The following is a 14,919-nucleotide window of genomic DNA, read 5'->3' as shown; positions in this document are numbered from 1 at the left end:
GGCTGCGAAGAAAGGGGCGAATGAACTGGTTTGCGCTGTTGGGGCTTGAAGGGTGGGCTGCGCGCTGGCGCGCCACCCTCATCGAGGGTGCGATTGCGGCTGAAGACCGCCTTGAGCTGGCGCACCTTGAATGGGCTGACCAAAAGCGCCGACTGGCGCAGTTGCTGGTACTGCTCATCCTGTTCGGTGCGCTGAGCGTGGTAGCCCTGTTGCTGCTGTCGGTGGCCGTGCTGGTGCAGTTCTGGGACACACCCCAGCGTGTTTTGGTAGCCTGGCTTCTGGCAGGCAGCTGGTTGCTGGCGTGCGGCGTGGTGCTGGCGGCCCTTTTATCCATTGGTCGTAAGGCCGGTAACGCCTTCGCGCTCACGCGCCGGGAACTGTCCCAGGACTGGCGCTCAATCAAGGAGCACCTGTAATCATGACCCCTTTGCATTCCGGGGCGCCTTTGCCTGTGCCCACGCCGCAGCAGCAAAAGGTGCTTGACCGAATCCTGGTGCAGCGAGAGCGCAGGCGCGCGCGCAGCGCAGCCATGCGCCAGGCGCACGCTCATGCAGCCACGCAAGAGCGCGTGGAGCCCGATGCGCCCTTGACTGCGCGGTTGATCACCTTTGCGCGCCTGCACCCCGTGGCAGTGGTGGCTGTGGCAGGCGTTGCGCTGGCGCTGGCAGGCCCCAATCGCGTGATTCGCTGGGCCGGACTTCTGGTGCCGCTGCTGGTGCGCATGCGGCGCGGCTAGCGCAGGGTTTGCGCTTGGGGGGCGTTAGGCCGCGTCCTGCGCCACGCGCACTGCGTCTAGGCTTGGCGCATGGCCTTGATGGCGCGCGCTACCTGGCCTACCAGGGCGGGTCCTTCGTAAATCAGGCCGGTATAGATTTGCACCACATCGGCGCCTGCACGGATTTTGCCCACCGCGTCCTCGGCGCTCATGACTCCACCCACCCCGATGATCGGAAAGGCCGGCCCCAAGGCGGCGCGCAGTTGGCGGATCACGGCGTTGCTGGCTTCCAGCACCGGAGCGCCGCTCAGGCCCCCTGTTTCTTCGGCATGGCGCATTCCCTGCACTGCAGAACGGCTGATAGTGGTGTTGGTGGCAATCACCCCATCCATGCCTTGGCGCTGCAGCGTCGCAGCGATCACGGCGATCTGCGCTTCGTCCAGATCGGGTGCAATTTTCACGAAAAGGGGCACGCGGCGGCCTTGAGCGCTGGCGAGCTGTTCGCGGTGCTCCGCAATGGCGCCCAGCAGACCGTCCAGCGCCGCATCGCTTTGAAGGCTGCGCAGGTTCTGCGTATTGGGCGAGCTGATGTTCACGGCGACGTAGTCCGCGTGCGGATAGACGCCGTCCAGGCAAGTAAGGTAGTCGCGCGTGGCGTCTTCAATGGGGGTTGCTGCGTTCTTGCCGATGTTCAGACCCAGCAACAATTGGCTGCTACCGTGGTTCTGCGTACGGACGCGGGAGCGCTGCACATTGGCGACAAAGGTATCCAGCCCTTCGTTGTTGAAGCCCAGCCGATTAATCAGCGCACGTGCCTCGGGCAGGCGGAACATGCGCGGTTTGGGATTGCCCGGCTGGGGGCGGGGTGTGACAGTTCCCACCTCGACAAAACCGAAACCCATAGCGGCCAGCGCGTCGATGCAGCGCGCGTTCTTGTCCAGCCCTGCGGCCATGCCCACGCGGTTGGGAAAGCGCAGGCCTGCCAGTTCGATGGGGTCGTTCACGGTTTCGCCGCACCAGGCCCATTGCAGCGGAGTGCGCTGACCGCGCTCAAGCAGCTGCATGGTCAGTTCGTGGGCGGTTTCGGCATTCAGGCCGAAGAGAAAGGGGCGGGTGAGGGCGTAGGGCAGGAGAGACATGGGGATAATTCAGAAATCTTTCCGGATTTTCCCTCATGACTGCATCTACCCCACTTTCCCAAGACGAACTCAAGACCCTGGTCGGCCAGGCCGCGCTGCAATACGTGGTGCCTGGCGAACTGGTGGGCGTGGGGACTGGCTCCACGGTCAACAAGTTCATTGAGGCGCTGGCGTCCATCAAGGACAGCATCCGCGGCGCGGTTTCCAGCTCCGAGGCCAGCACCGTACGGCTCAAGGCTTTGGGTATTCCCGTGCTGGACGCCAACCAGGTGCGCTCGCTGTCTGTGTACATCGATGGCGCCGATGAGATCGATGGCCGCGGCTACATGGTCAAGGGCGGCGGCGCGGCTCTCACGCGCGAGAAAATCGTGGCGGCGCTGGCGCACAACTTTGTCTGCATCGCCGACGAGTCCAAGCGGGTGGATGTGCTGGGTGCGTTCCCGTTGCCCGTGGAGGTGATTCCGATGGCCGCAGCTCACATCGCGCGGCGTTTCGAACTGCTGGGTGGTCAGGCTACGCTGCGCCTGAAGGACGGTCGGCCGCTGGTGACCGACAACGGCCAGCACATCCTGGATGTGCGCGGCCTGCGCATCACCGATCCGCTGGCGCTTGAATCTGAGGTGAACCAGTGGCCCGGCGTGGTCACCGTGGGTGTTTTTGCGCACCACAAGGCCAGCGTCTGTCTGCTGGGCACGAGGCAGGGCGTGAAGACCCTGACGTACTGAAATTTCATCGGCATAGGCCGACCGCTTGGCGGCTTTCGGCAGGCCAACGGCCAGGTGCGGAGGTGTTGTCTTTGAGGCGCAACTCGCCTGCGCCGAATGGCAGTCACGCCTTTGTCAAAGCCCACGAGAACAATCCGGCCTTTTCATAAACCGAGAAGGAACCGGCCGTGCCTCGTGATTCATTAACAAAGCGTGGTTTCCCCAGCGCTCCGCGCAATCTGCTGCTGATCAGCGCTCTGCTGGCCTTGACGGCCTGCGGAGGAAATGATGACGACAACTCCGTACCGGCGCCGGCGCCGGCACCGGCGCCCGCTCCGGTTGCGCAAAACGCAACCGCGCAACTGGCACTGCTGGAGACGACCGACCTGCACTACTACGTGCGCAGCTTCAACTACTACTCCAATCGGGACGACAACTCCCTGGGCCTGGAGCGCACCGCCACGCTGATCCACAAGGCACGCAGCGAATTCTCCAACACCCTTTTGGTGGACAACGGCGACACCATTCAGGGCTCGGTGCTGGGCACTTACGAAGCGATGGTCGCCCCGCTGCCTGCCACCCAGCAGCTGACCATGTACAAAGCCATGGCCTCGCTGAAGTACGACGCGGGTGTACTGGGCAACCACGAATTCAACTTCGGCCTGCCCTACCTCAGCCAGATTCTCGGCGGTGGTCTGGATGTGGACGGAGTGGATCCCAAGATCGGCTCCAAGGACAAGGGCCCGGGCTTTCCAATCGTGACTGCCAACGTCACCAGCCTGAAAACCGGCAAGCCACTGATCGACCCTTACGTCATCCTGGAGCGCAACCTGACGGCCACGCAGGCCGATGGCAAGACCGTCACGCTGCCGATCAAGATTGGTGTCATCGGTATCACTACGCCTGGCATCCTGAACTGGGACAAGGACAAGCTGGACGGTAAAGTCAGCACCCAGGATGGCCGCGATACGGTCGCCAAGTATGTGCCCGAAGTGCGCGCCAAGGGGGCCGACCTGGTTTTCGTGCTGCTGCACGGCGGCATGAGCGCCAATGGCTACTTTGCCAACATGGAGAACCCTGGCTACTACATCACCAAGGATGTGAAGGGTATCGATGGCATCGTGATGGGCCACGAGCACAATACATTCCCCGACCGCGGGGCCAACCCGGCCTACAAGTTTGAAGGTGCGGACAACGCCAAGGGCACCCTCAATGGCGTGCCGGCCGTGATGGCCAGCTCGTGGGGCAAGGCGCTGGGCGTGATCAGCTACTCGCTCAAGTGGGATGGCGCGGCCAAGAAGTGGTCGGTGGATACCGCGAAGACCGACGTTCAGGTGCGCACCACGCAGACGGGCAGCAACCCCAACACATACGTGGCATCTGACTCGGCCGTGGTGCAGGCGGTGCAGGAGCTGCACGACAAGACGCGTGCGTACGTGCAGTCGCCCGTGGGCAACACGGACTTCCGCCTGAGCTCCATGTTTGCCGACGTGGGCGATGTGACGGCCCTGCAGATCGTCAACCAGGCGCAGCAGGAGCATGTGGCCAACTACGTCAAGAACAACCTGCCGCAGTACGCGAGCCTGCCAGTTCTGTCGGTCACTGCGCCGTTCAAGGCCGGTTACCAGAGCAGTACCGACTACACCGACGTGAAGGCTGGCACGATGACCGTTGCCAATGCCGCTGACCTGTACCTGTACGACAACAACACCGTCAACGCGGTGAAGGTGACGGGTGCCCAGATCAAGCTGTGGCTGGAAAATGCGGCAAACCGTTTCAACCAGATCGACCCGGCGAAGACGGCAGACCAGTGGCTCATCAACGACAGCAAGACCGGCGTGCAGCCTGGCTCGTCGTTCCCGGGCTACAACTACGACGTGTTCACCACGCCGGACATCAGCTACGAGATCGACGTGACCAAGCCCAAGTACAACGTCAATAAGCCGGTAGCGGGTGAAGAGCGCATCAAGAACCTGACGTACAAAGGTCAACCGATGAACCCTGCGCAGGAGTTCATCATTGCCACCAACAACTATCGTGCCAACGCCAGCGCGCCTTACATCCTGGGCACCGGCAAGAAGTTCGACATCATCTGGGCATCCCCCGATGCCAATCGTGAAGTGGTGCTGAACTACGTCAAGACCAAAAAGGATATGACCCGCGTGGCCAACGGCTCGGATCGTAGCTGGCGCTTTGCCAAGGTGGCCACCGCAGGCAAGGTGCTGTTCAAGTCGGGCAAGGACGAACTGGACTTGGCTCGGGCCTCCGGTCTGACCAACATCAGCGTTGAAAAGGCAGACGACACCGGCGTCAATAACGGCACCGGCGCTTACACGGTCTATCGCATCGACCTCAGCCAGTGATAGGGGCTGCACCGGTGCTGCCGGTGTAGTGCAACAACAAGGCCACCCTAGAGGTGGCCTTGTTGTTTCAGCTTAGGTGCGGGTGCCTCAAAAACGGATACCTGCCGGATTGTTGGGCGTGGGGCCGTCGACGACGGGTGGGGCTGCCGGACGCGGCGGGGGCGCAGGTTCAGCAGCAGGTGTTGGAGGTTTGCCGGACACCAAAGGCGTGGGGGCGGGCGCCTGGTAGTTGCGCGGCAACTGCGATTGCTGTGGGTAGCCAGCCGCATCCAGGTATTGGGTCCACTGGGCGTCAGAAAAACCCTGCAAGTGCTGCGCACCAATGGTGCCGAAGGGCACGCTAGTCACTCCGCTCAGGCGCTTGAGGGCGTCCAGGTCTTCGTTGCTGGTGATCGTGCGTTCGGTAAACGGAATGCCGCGATTGACAAGCAGGTTGCGTGCACTGTTGCAGGGTACGCAATCGCTGCTGGTGTACAGCGTCACGGGAAAGCGTGTGGCCGTTTGTCGCAACTGGTAAGGCAGGGTCTCCAGGCCACTGGCGCTGCGTGGCCCACCGCTGATGACCTTGCCCTCAGCGCCCGCGGCGGGGGCACGATCTGAAAAGGTCACCTTGCCGTCCGGCCCGACGATGCGGTACACATGCTGGGCTTGCGCAGCAGGGGGCAGCACGGTGGCTGCAGCGCAGGTGGCGGCAAGGGCGGCAGCGGTGCGAAGGATAGACATGCGGTTTCCTCTTGGCTGTGATGTGGCAAAAATCATAGCTGCAAGCGTCTGTCCTGTGATGACTGGTGCGGTATGAGAAAGCCTATTGCCCACCAAGGGGCTGACGCCCGCAGCCATGTTTTCAGGAGGTCATGCCTTGGTGTCGCAGCAGTGCATCCAGCGTGGGCTCGCGGCCCCGGAAGGCTTTGAAAGAGTCCATGGCCGGGCGGCTGCCGCCCGCTTCCAGGATGGCCTGGCGGTAGCGCCGGCCGGTCTCCAGGCTGGGCTCGCCGTTGGCACTGGCGGTTTCCTCGAACGCGGCATAAGCGTCGGCGCTGAGCACTTCCGCCCACTTGTAGCTGTAGTAGCCGGCGGCGTAGCCGCCTGCGAAGATGTGGCTGAACGTGTGGGCCGTGCGGCTGAACGTGGGTGGCTTGAGCACGGCCACTTCATCGCGCACGCGATCCAGCAACGCCAGCAGGTCGCCTTGCGGGTCATGCTCGGTGTGCAGCAGCATGTCGAAGAGCGCGAATTCGATTTGGCGCAGTGTGGCCATTCCTGACTGGAAGTTTTTGGCCGCGATCATCTTGTCGAACAGCGGGCGCGGCAGTGGCTCGCCAGTGTCCACATGGGCGGTCATGTGGCGCAGCACTTCCCATTCCCAGCAGAAGTTCTCCATGAACTGGCTGGGCAATTCCACGGCGTCCCACTCCACGCCGCTGATGCCGGACACGTCGCGCTCGTTCACCTGGGTCAGCATGTGGTGCAGGCCATGGCCGAATTCGTGGAACAGGGTGATCACGTCGTCGTGCGTGAGCAGCGCGGGCGCTCCATCAACTCCGTCGGCAAAGTTGCACACCAGATGCGCCACGGGCGTCTGAAGCTGGCCCGTGTCGGGGCGCAGCCAGCGTGCGCGGGCGTCGTCCATCCACGCCCCGCCGCGCTTGCCCTGGCGAGCGGGTTGGTCCAAGTAGAACTGGCCCACCAGCTGACCGCCGCGCTCGATGCGGTAAAACTCCACGGCGTTGTTCCACACGGGTGCGGTGTCGCGGCGGATGGCCACCTCGAACAGCGTCTCGACGATCTTGAACAGCCCGGCGAGCACCTTGGGCGCCGTGAAGTACTGCTTGACCTCTTGCTCGCTGAAGGCGTAGCGCGCTTCCTTGAGCTTCTCGGAGATGTAGGGCCAGTCCCAGGACTGGGGGGTGGCCAGGCCCAGAGCTTCTGCGGCAAAGGCTCGCAGATCGGCCACGTCCTTCTCGGCAAAGGGCCGGGCGCGGTGCGCCAGATCCCGCAGGAAGTGGATGACCTGCTCGGGCGACTGGGCCATCTTGGGCACGAGTGACACCTGGCCGAAATTGGCGTAGCCCAGCAGTTGCGCCTCTTCCCTGCGCAGAGCGAGGATTTCGGCCATCACGGCGGTGTTGTCGAAGCGCGCAGCGTCACCACTGGCCTGGTCGGAGGCGCGCGTGACGTAGGCGCGGTAGAGTGTTTCGCGCAGTGCGCTGCTGGTAGCGAACTGCATGACCGGCAGGTAGCACGGCATCTTCAGCGTGAGCTTGTAGCCGTCCTTGCCCTCGGCCTGGGCCGCGGCGCGGGCGGCGTTCTGCACGTCGGCGGGCAGGCCGTCGATTTCATCGTCCGTGGCGTAGTAGGCGAACGCGTCGGTCGCGTCCAGGGCGTTTTCGCTGAACTTTTGCTGCAGTTCGGCCTGGCGTTCCTGGATAGCGGCAAAGCGTTCCTTGGCTGCCCCCTGCAGCTCGGCGCCCGACAGCACGAAGTTGCGTATCGCGTTGCTGTGCGCCCGTCGCTGCTCGGGGTTGAGCGTGGCGGGGTCGATTGCCTTGTACTTGGCGTACAGACGCTCGTCGGCGCCCAGGCGGGTCCAGAAATCGGTGATGCGCGGCAGTGCCTCGTTGTAGGCGGCGCGCAGCTCGGGAGTGTCGGCCACGCTGTTGAGGTGGCTTACGGCGCCCCAGGCGCGGCCCAGTTCTTCGGTGGCGACGTCCAGCACGCGGGCGATCGCGTCCCAGCGCGCGGGGAAGTCGGGCCGGGTGACGGTCTCCAGCGCGGTGTCCGCGCGTTGCAGCAGCACGTCCACGGCCGGGGCTACGTCGGCGGGATTGATGCGGTCGAAGGGGATGTGGCCTGAGAAGTCGAGGAGGGGATTGCTCATGCGGTGATAGATGGCGTTGGGACGGGTTGGTTCAAGCCAGGCGCTCAGCCGCCTCCAGCGTGTTGACCAGCAGCATGGTGATGGTCATGGGGCCCACCCCGCCGGGCACGGGTGTGATCCAGCCGGCCACCTGCCTGACGCCTTCAAAGTCCACGTCGCCGCACAGCTTGCCTTCGTCGTTGCGGTTCATGCCCACGTCGATCACCACGGCGCCGGGCTTGACCATGTCGGCCGTTAGCACGTTGCGCTTGCCCACGGCGGCGACCACCACGTCTGCCTGGCGCGTCATGGCACCCAGGTCAGCCGTGCCGCTGTGGCAGACGGTGACGGTGGCGTTGGCCGTCAGCAGCATCATGGCCATGGGCTTGCCGACGATGTTGCTGCGGCCAATCACCACCGCATGCTTGCCGCGCAGGTCTTTCATGCCTATGGATTCGAGCATCTTCATGCAGCCGTAGGGCGTGCAGGCCTTGAAGCCCACTTCGCCCACCATCAGCGCGCCGGCGCTGGCCACATGGAAACCATCCACATCCTTCAGAGGCGAGATGGCTTCGATGACTTTGTGGTCGTCAATGTGCTTGGGCAGGGGCAGTTGCACCAGGATGCCGTGAATGCTGGGGTCGTTGTTCAGCGCCTCCACGCGTGCCAGCAACTGCTCTTCAGTCAGCGTGGCGTCGTACTTTTCCAGTACCGAATGAAAGCCCACTTCTTCGCACGCCTTGACCTTGTTGCGCACATAGACCTGGCTGGCCGGGTTGTCTCCCACGAGCACCACGGCCAGGCCGGGGGTGATGCCGCGGGCTTTTAGCGCAGTGGTGCGCTGGGCGACTTCGGTGCGCAGTTGGCGCGAGAGGGCGTTGCCGTCGATCAGTTGGGCTGTCATTGGTGAATCCACGATACAAATGAAAAAGCTGCCTGGCGCTTATGGAATATGCGCAGGCAGCTATGAAAATTGAAGCGATCAGACCTTGGTGGGAGTTTGCCCCAGGGCAATCTTGAGCAGGTCGGCCACGGTGTTGGCGCCCAGCTTTTCCATAATGTTGGCGCGGTGCGCCTCCACCGTCTTGATGCTGATGCCCAGGTCGTCGGCGATCTGCTTGTTGAGGCGGCCAGCGACGATGCGCTCGAGTACCTGCGCCTCGCGGCCGGTGAGCTTGGACATCAGCGCATCGCGGCTGGCGGCTTGCTGGTGGTCGGCAAAAGCCTCGCGGGCGCGATCCAGCATGCGCTCGACCACGGACAACAGCTCTTCTTCATTGAAGGGTTTCTGGATGAAGTCCAGGGCTCCCTTCTTCATGGTGTTGACGGCCATCGGGACATCGCCATGGCCGGTGATGAACACGATGGGCAGGGGTGACTTGCGCTCCATCAGCTTGTCTTGCAACTCCAGGCCGGTCATGCCACCCATTCGGATATCTACGATCAGGCAGGCCACCTCGCGGGGGTCGTAGCGGGCCAGGAAGGATTCGGCGGAATCAAAGCAGCGCACCCGGTAATCCTTGCCCTCCAGCAGCCATTGAAGCGAGTCGCGAACGGCTTCGTCGTCGTCCACCACATAGACGGTCCCCTTTTTTGGAATCAAACTCATGCATTAGTCCTTGGCGTTGACGTTGCTGCAGTTTTGATAGTGTTGTCTGCAGCATTGGCGAGCGGAAGCCAGAAAGAGAAACGGCAACCGATGACCTCCGTTCCATTGTAGATGTTCTCGGCGTGCATGCGGCCCTGGTGCGATTCGACGATGCTGCGACACAGATTCAGGCCTATGCCCATGCCCTCGCTCTTGGTGGAAAAGAAGGCCTCGAACAGGTGAGCCAGCACTTCGGGGGCAAGGCCCTTGCCTGTGTCTTGCACGGTGAACTCGATCACTTCGCTGGCGTCCACCTGCCGCGGCACCACGCGCAGCTCCACGCTGCGCCCGGCGGGCGGGCGATGGGCCTGGGCTATGGATTCGGCGCTGTTTTTCATCAGGTTGACGAGCACCTGCTCAATCAGGATGGCATCGGCCATGACCGGCGGCAGGCGGGCGGCGACGTAGTGCGTCAGGCGCACGTTGTGGCGGCGCAGCTCGATGTCGGCCAGCTCTATGGCTTCGCTGACCATCTCATGCACGTTGGCCAGGGTGCGGTTGGGTTCGCTTTTCTTCACGAAGGCGCGGATGCGCTGGATGATCTGGCCTGCGCGCTGCGCCTGGTGGGCGGTTTTCTGCAGCGCCGTCAGCAGCGCTTCTTCGCTGATCTGGCCGCTCTGGATGCGCGAGACCATGCCGCTGCAGTAGTTGCTGATCGCCGTGAGCGGCTGGTTGAGCTCGTGGGCCACGCTGGAGGCCATCTCGCCCATGGTGATGAGGCGGCTGACCGACTGGGCTCGCTCGGCCTGGCGCGCGGCCTGTTCTTCGGCAACGCGCCGTTGTGTGATGTCGGTGGCGATCACCATCTGCGCCAGGCGCCCGTCCACCCAGTTCAGATAGCGCGAGCGCACCTCCAGCCATTTGCCCAGCTCGGGCAGGTAGATCTCGGCGTTTTCGGAGCGGGCGCTGGTCAGGGTGTCTGTGGGCAGACCCATCAGACTGTCTTCGTCGTCCATGCTGCGTGACTCGGTCGAGGGCAGCACGCCAGCCTGCGCCACCAGCTGCAGGTGGCCGGTGGTTTGCGAGCCGAACCACTGCCGGTACAGGCGGTTGGCAAACAGAAGCTCCTGGCTGCCCAGTGGGGCCACCGAAACAGACGCATCCAGCGCTTCCAGGACGATGGTAAAGCGCTCGTGCGATGCGGTGAGTTGCTCGCGGATGCGGTTGGGCTCTGTGATGTCTGTCATCGAGGTCATCCAGCCTGTCTGCTGCCCGTGCGCGTCGATGAGCGGCGACACATACAGGCGGGCATCGAACAGCGTGCCGCTCTTGCGGCGCACGCGCACCTGCAGCCCGCCTGGCAGGGTTTTGCCAGCCAGCTCGTCGCGCAAATTGGCGTGCAGCGACTCGTATTCATCCTCGGGCCAGTAGCTGTAGGGCGGTGTCTGTCCGACCAGCTCGGCCTCGGTCCAGCCCGTCATCTGGCAGAACGCGGCGTTCACGTAGGTGATGCGGCCTTCCAGATCCAGCGCGCGCATGCCGGTGAGCACCGAGTTTTCCATTGCCCGGCGAAAGTTGGTCTCGGCGACCAGCGCCTGCTGCACCTGCAGCCGCCGGCGCGTGTGTCGCCAGGTGGCGATGAGCATCCACGCAGTCATGACGCTGAGCGCGCCCACCAGCCAGAACAGGGCGCTGCCTACCAGGCCGGGCGAGGTGCGGTAGGCCTGGGCGCGCAGCAGCAGCCCATTGCCCACGGGAGAAACGGGAACCTCATAGGCATTGGCCTTGGTAGTCCAGGGTAGCAGGGCATTTTTGCGGGGGGGCAGCGGGGTGCCGGCCAGTGTTTGTCCGTTGCCGTCGCGCAGCGTGACGGCGTAGCGCGCCAGCACTTCGGTCGGTGTGCCGTAGCGCAGCAGGCTGTCGGTGGAGTATTCGGCCAGTGCCACGCCGCCGAACCTGCCTTGCGGCGACAGCGGCACCTGCAATTGCAGCAGCGGCACCATTTCGCCGGGGCGGGCAGCGGGCTGCCCGTATATGGGCTGCTGCAGGTCGCGCACCAGGCTGAAAAGGTCGGCTGTATCGCCGGGCTTGAGCATCTCGCCACTGACGCGTAACTGGCTGCTGGCCACCGTCGGCGCGGCGTGGCTGGCGCGTATGCGGCGGCGCTCGTCAATCCAGGTGATGGACTGCAGCTCGGGGTACTGGTTGATGAGTGCCTCAGCGCGACTGACAAAGTCTGCGCGCTCCAGATCCTGGTTGGACAGATCGCGCGCAATGCGCATGACTTGCTCCTGGCGCTCCAGCAGGCGCAGGCGCACGCGCTGCTGGGCGTATTCCACGTCGCGTTTGAGGGCCTCCCTCTCGCGATCCATTTCCTCGGTGCGCAGATACCAGAAAGACGCCACGATGGCGGCCAGGAACATCAGCACCGACGCCAGGGGCGCCAGCGCGGCAAAGCGATCCTGGCGTGTGGGCGAGAGATTGCGCCACCATGTACGCCACCACCGGCTGGTTGGTTTTGTGCCGGATTCGGGTGGTGCAGGGGAGGGAATGGGAGAGTCCATGGCGCGAAGTTTAAGGGGCTGCACTGCACATTTCATCTAAAGAAATATTGTGCATTTGCAGCAAAATTTCATAATAAGATATTAAAAAGCATCATTCGGAATTTAAAAAAAACTATGCGAAACTTGCCGCAAGAATTGCGTAATTCACACTGAATCACACTAAATCACATTGAATCCAAAGGAGACCGGGCATGTCCGAATCGACCAATTTCACCCACCTGATTGACACCGATCAGCAAGAAACCCGCGAGTGGCTGGATGCCTTGTCCGCCGTCATCGAGAAAGAAGGACCCGAGCGCGCCCACTTCCTTCTGGAGCAATTGCTGGAGCAGGCGCGCCAGAGCAGCATTGACCTGCCTTTCTCGGCCAATACCGGCTACGTCAATACCATCGAGCCAACCCAGGAAGCCCGATGCCCGGGCAACATCGCCATCGAAAAGCGCCTGCGCGCCTACATGCGCTGGAACGCCATGGCCATGGTGGTGCGTGCCAATCGCCTCAATCCGCCCGACGGCGGCGATCTGGGCGGCCATATCGGCTCGTTTGCCTCGCTGGCCAGCATGTGGGGCGCGGGCTTCAACCACTTCTGGCATGCCGAAAGTGAAAACCACGGCGGCGACTGCATCTACTTCCAGGGCCACAGCGCCCCGGGCATCTACGCGCGCGCTTACCTGGAAGGGCGCATCACCGAAGAGCAGCTGGAGAGCTTTCGCCAAGAGGTTGGCGGCCAGGGTCTGTCCAGCTACCCCCACCCCAAGCTGATGCCCGGCTTCTGGCAGTTTCCCACCGTGTCGATGGGCCTGGGGCCGATGATGGCCATTTATCAGGCGCGCTTTCTCAAGTACCTGCATGCCCGCGGCATCGCCAACACCGAAAACCGCAAGGTCTGGATCTTCCTGGGCGACGGCGAGATGGACGAGCCCGAGAGCAAGGGCGCGATCAGCCTGGCCGCGCGCGAGAACCTGGACAACCTGATCTTCGTCATCAACTGCAACCTGCAGCGCCTGGACGGCCCGGTGCGCGGCAACGGCAAGATCATCCAGGAGCTGGAGGGCGACTTCCGCGGTGCGGGCTGGCATGTCATCAAGCTGCTGTGGGGCAAGGGCTGGGACGAGCTGCTGGCGCGCGACAAGAGCGGCAAGCTCAAGCAGCTGATGATGGAAACCCTGGACGGCGATTACCAGGCCATGAAGGCCAACGACGGCGCTTTTGTGCGGCAGCACTTCTTTGGCAAGTACCCCGAGACGGCCAAGCTGGTCGAGCACATGACCGACGAGGAAGTCTGGGAGCTGCGCCGTGGCGGCCATGAGCCAGAAAAGGTCTATGCCGCCTTCCACGCAGCCAACGCGCACAAGGGCCAGCCCACCGTCTTGCTGGTCAAGACCGTCAAGGGTTACGGCATGGGCAAGGCCGGCGAAGGCAAAAACACCGTGCACCAGACCAAGAAGCTGTCGGCCGAGGACATCAAGTACATCCGCGACCGCTTCAACATCCCGATCCCCGATAGCGAGCTGGACAAGCTGCCTTACTACAAACCGGCCGACGACACGCCCGAGATGCGCTACCTGCACGAGCGCCGCAAGGCCCTGGGCGGCTACCTGCCGCATCGCCGCACGCATGCCGACGAAAGCTTCACAGTGCCGGCGCTCGAGACTTTCAAGGCCGTGCTGGAGCCGACTGCGGAGGGGCGCGAGATCTCCACCACCCAGGCCTATGTGCGCTTTTTGACGCAGCTGCTGCGCGACAAGGCCCTGGGCCCACGCGTGGTGCCCATCCTGGTGGACGAGGCGCGCACCTTCGGCATGGAAGGGCTGTTTCGCCAGATCGGCATCTACAACCCGCTGGGCCAGCTCTACACCCCGGTCGACCGCGACCAGGTGATGTACTACAAGGAGGACAAGGCCGGCCAGATTCTGCAAGAAGGCATCAACGAGGCGGGCGGCATGTGCTCGTGGATCGCGGCGGCCACGTCGTACTCCACCAACAACCGCATCATGATTCCGTTCTTCGTCTATTACTCGATGTTCGGCTTTCAGCGCTTTGGCGACTTTGCCTGGGCTGCTGGCGACATGCAGGCGCGGGGCTTCATCCTGGGCGGCACGTCGGGCCGCACCACGCTCAACGGTGAGGGCCTGCAACACGAGGACGGCCACAGCCACATCCTGGCCAGCACCATCCCCAACTGCGTGAGCTACGACCCCACCTTCGCGCACGAGGTCGCCGTCATCATGCAAGACGGCCTCAAGCGCATGGTCGAGAAGCAGGAAAACGTCTATTACTACATCACGCTGCTCAACGAGAACTACGCCATGCCCGGCCTGCAGCCCGGCACGGAGGAGCAGATCATCAAGGGCATGTATCTGTGCAAGGCTGGTGCCGAAGGGGACAAGCGCGTGCAACTGCTGGGTTCGGGCTCCATCCTGCGCGAGTCGATCGAGGCGCAAAAGCTGCTCGCTCTTGAGTGGGGCGTGCAGGCCGACGTGTGGAGTTGCACCAGCTTCAATGAGCTGACCCGCGAGGGCCAGGATGTGGCGCGCTGGAACCTGCTGCACCCGCTGGAGACGCCGCGCACGTCCTTCGTGGCGCAGCAGCTGGGCAGCCGCCCGGGGCCGGTGGTGGCGTCCACCGACTACATGAAGAACTACGCCGAGCAGATCCGCGCCTTCATCCCCGAAGGGCGCTCCTACACTGTGCTGGGCACCGACGGTTTCGGCCGCAGCGACTTCCGCTACCGCCTGCGCGAGCACTTCGAGGTCAACCGCCACTACATCACCGTGGCTGCGCTCAACGCGCTGGCTGAAGAAGGCAAGCTGCCCAAGCAGAAGGTGGCCGAGGCGATTGCCAAGTACGGCATCCAGACCGAGAAGATCAACCCCCTGTACGCCTGAAGACCGGGAGACACAGTCATGGCATTGGTAAACATTCAGGTTCCCGACATTGGCGACTTCGACGAAGTCGGCGTGATCGAGCTGCTGGTCAAGGTGGGCGA

The 14,919-nt window shown here is 63.3% G+C and carries 11 protein-coding genes; 5 read left to right on the top strand and 6 right to left on the bottom strand.

The window, feature by feature from the left end; all coding sequences use genetic code 11:
* The first annotated feature begins 20 nt into the window (after positions 1 to 20).
* Both AB7E35_RS10160 and AB7E35_RS10155 read left to right on the top strand, forming a co-directional pair.
* Positions 21 to 416, top strand: coding sequence for a phage holin family protein (locus tag AB7E35_RS10160; RefSeq protein ID WP_428163736.1), 396 nt, complete (start codon positions 21 to 23; stop codon positions 414 to 416).
* Positions 417 to 418: 2 nt separating this feature from the next.
* On the top strand, positions 419 to 736 hold the full coding sequence (locus AB7E35_RS10155) for a hypothetical protein (protein ID WP_428163737.1): 318 nt from the start codon (positions 419 to 421) through the stop codon (positions 734 to 736).
* 56 nt (positions 737 to 792) lie between these two features.
* On the opposite strand, the gene AB7E35_RS10150 is transcribed toward AB7E35_RS10155, so the two are convergent.
* Positions 793 to 1,854 carry a quinone-dependent dihydroorotate dehydrogenase gene (locus AB7E35_RS10150; protein ID WP_428163738.1) on the bottom strand — a complete coding sequence of 354 codons (1,062 nt, stop codon included), beginning with the start codon at positions 1,852 to 1,854 and terminating at the stop codon, positions 793 to 795.
* Positions 1,855 to 1,889: 35 nt separating this feature from the next.
* Here AB7E35_RS10150 and rpiA point away from each other — a divergent pair, with 35 nt between their 5' ends.
* Together rpiA and AB7E35_RS10140 are read left to right on the top strand one after the other, a co-directional pair.
* Complete coding sequence (gene rpiA, locus AB7E35_RS10145) at positions 1,890 to 2,579, top strand: ribose-5-phosphate isomerase RpiA (protein ID WP_428163739.1); 690 nt, start codon at positions 1,890 to 1,892, stop codon at positions 2,577 to 2,579.
* A 167-nt stretch (positions 2,580 to 2,746) separates the two neighbouring features.
* Positions 2,747 to 4,921, top strand: a complete 2,175-nt coding sequence (locus AB7E35_RS10140; protein ID WP_428167494.1) for a bifunctional 2',3'-cyclic-nucleotide 2'-phosphodiesterase/3'-nucleotidase — start codon at positions 2,747 to 2,749, stop codon at positions 4,919 to 4,921.
* Between the two features lie 87 nt (positions 4,922 to 5,008).
* Here the strand turns inward: AB7E35_RS10140 and AB7E35_RS10135 are convergent, their stop codons facing one another.
* The 5 genes from AB7E35_RS10135 to AB7E35_RS10115 form a co-directional block, all read right to left on the bottom strand.
* On the bottom strand, positions 5,009 to 5,644 hold the full coding sequence (locus AB7E35_RS10135; RefSeq protein WP_428163741.1) for a glutaredoxin domain-containing protein: 636 nt from the start codon (positions 5,642 to 5,644) through the stop codon (positions 5,009 to 5,011).
* Positions 5,645 to 5,765: 121 nt separating this feature from the next.
* Positions 5,766 to 7,799: a M3 family metallopeptidase gene (locus AB7E35_RS10130; RefSeq protein WP_428163742.1), complete on the bottom strand. Its 2,034-nt coding sequence runs from the start codon at positions 7,797 to 7,799 to the stop codon at positions 5,766 to 5,768.
* Between the two features lie 31 nt (positions 7,800 to 7,830).
* Positions 7,831 to 8,682, bottom strand: coding sequence for a bifunctional methylenetetrahydrofolate dehydrogenase/methenyltetrahydrofolate cyclohydrolase FolD (gene folD / locus AB7E35_RS10125; RefSeq protein ID WP_428163743.1), 852 nt, complete (start codon positions 8,680 to 8,682; stop codon positions 7,831 to 7,833).
* A 78-nt stretch (positions 8,683 to 8,760) separates the two neighbouring features.
* The gene (locus AB7E35_RS10120) at positions 8,761 to 9,387 is read right to left on the bottom strand and encodes a response regulator transcription factor (protein WP_428163744.1); all 627 of its coding nucleotides are present in this window, start codon (positions 9,385 to 9,387) and stop codon (positions 8,761 to 8,763) included.
* Positions 9,384 to 11,930, bottom strand: a complete 2,547-nt coding sequence (locus AB7E35_RS10115) for a PAS domain S-box protein (protein WP_428163745.1) — start codon at positions 11,928 to 11,930, stop codon at positions 9,384 to 9,386. The genes AB7E35_RS10120 and AB7E35_RS10115 overlap by 4 nt, the downstream gene beginning before the upstream one ends.
* A 191-nt stretch (positions 11,931 to 12,121) precedes the next feature.
* Here AB7E35_RS10115 and aceE point away from each other — a divergent pair, with 191 nt between their 5' ends.
* Complete coding sequence (gene aceE / locus AB7E35_RS10110; protein WP_428167493.1) at positions 12,122 to 14,818, top strand: pyruvate dehydrogenase (acetyl-transferring), homodimeric type; 2,697 nt, start codon at positions 12,122 to 12,124, stop codon at positions 14,816 to 14,818.
* Positions 14,819 to 14,919 lie beyond the last annotated feature (101 nt).

Origin of the sequence: Diaphorobacter sp., from assembly GCF_050251835.1 — a bacterium.
Classification (GTDB): Bacteria; Pseudomonadota; Gammaproteobacteria; order Burkholderiales; family Burkholderiaceae_C; genus JBFXIE01.
This window is presented reverse-complemented; position numbering and strand designations above follow the sequence as displayed.

Excerpts from the sequence above, each read along its gene's own strand:
- AB7E35_RS10160 (WP_428163736.1), top strand. The coding sequence starts at position 21 with ATGAACTGGTTTGCGCTGTTGGGGCTTGAAGGGTGGGCTGCGCGCTGG.
- AB7E35_RS10120 (WP_428163744.1), bottom strand. The coding sequence starts at position 9,387 with ATGAGTTTGATTCCAAAAAAGGGGACCGTCTATGTGGTGGACGACGAC.
- AB7E35_RS10150 (WP_428163738.1), bottom strand. The coding sequence starts at position 1,854 with ATGTCTCTCCTGCCCTACGCCCTCACCCGCCCCTTTCTCTTCGGCCTG.
- aceE (WP_428167493.1), top strand. The coding sequence starts at position 12,122 with ATGTCCGAATCGACCAATTTCACCCACCTGATTGACACCGATCAGCAA.
- AB7E35_RS10130 (WP_428163742.1), bottom strand. The coding sequence starts at position 7,799 with ATGAGCAATCCCCTCCTCGACTTCTCAGGCCACATCCCCTTCGACCGC.
- AB7E35_RS10155 (WP_428163737.1), top strand. The coding sequence starts at position 419 with ATGACCCCTTTGCATTCCGGGGCGCCTTTGCCTGTGCCCACGCCGCAG.
- AB7E35_RS10135 (WP_428163741.1), bottom strand. The coding sequence starts at position 5,644 with ATGTCTATCCTTCGCACCGCTGCCGCCCTTGCCGCCACCTGCGCTGCA.
- folD (WP_428163743.1), bottom strand. The coding sequence starts at position 8,682 with ATGACAGCCCAACTGATCGACGGCAACGCCCTCTCGCGCCAACTGCGC.
- rpiA (WP_428163739.1), top strand. The coding sequence starts at position 1,890 with ATGACTGCATCTACCCCACTTTCCCAAGACGAACTCAAGACCCTGGTC.
- AB7E35_RS10115 (WP_428163745.1), bottom strand. The coding sequence starts at position 11,930 with ATGGACTCTCCCATTCCCTCCCCTGCACCACCCGAATCCGGCACAAAA.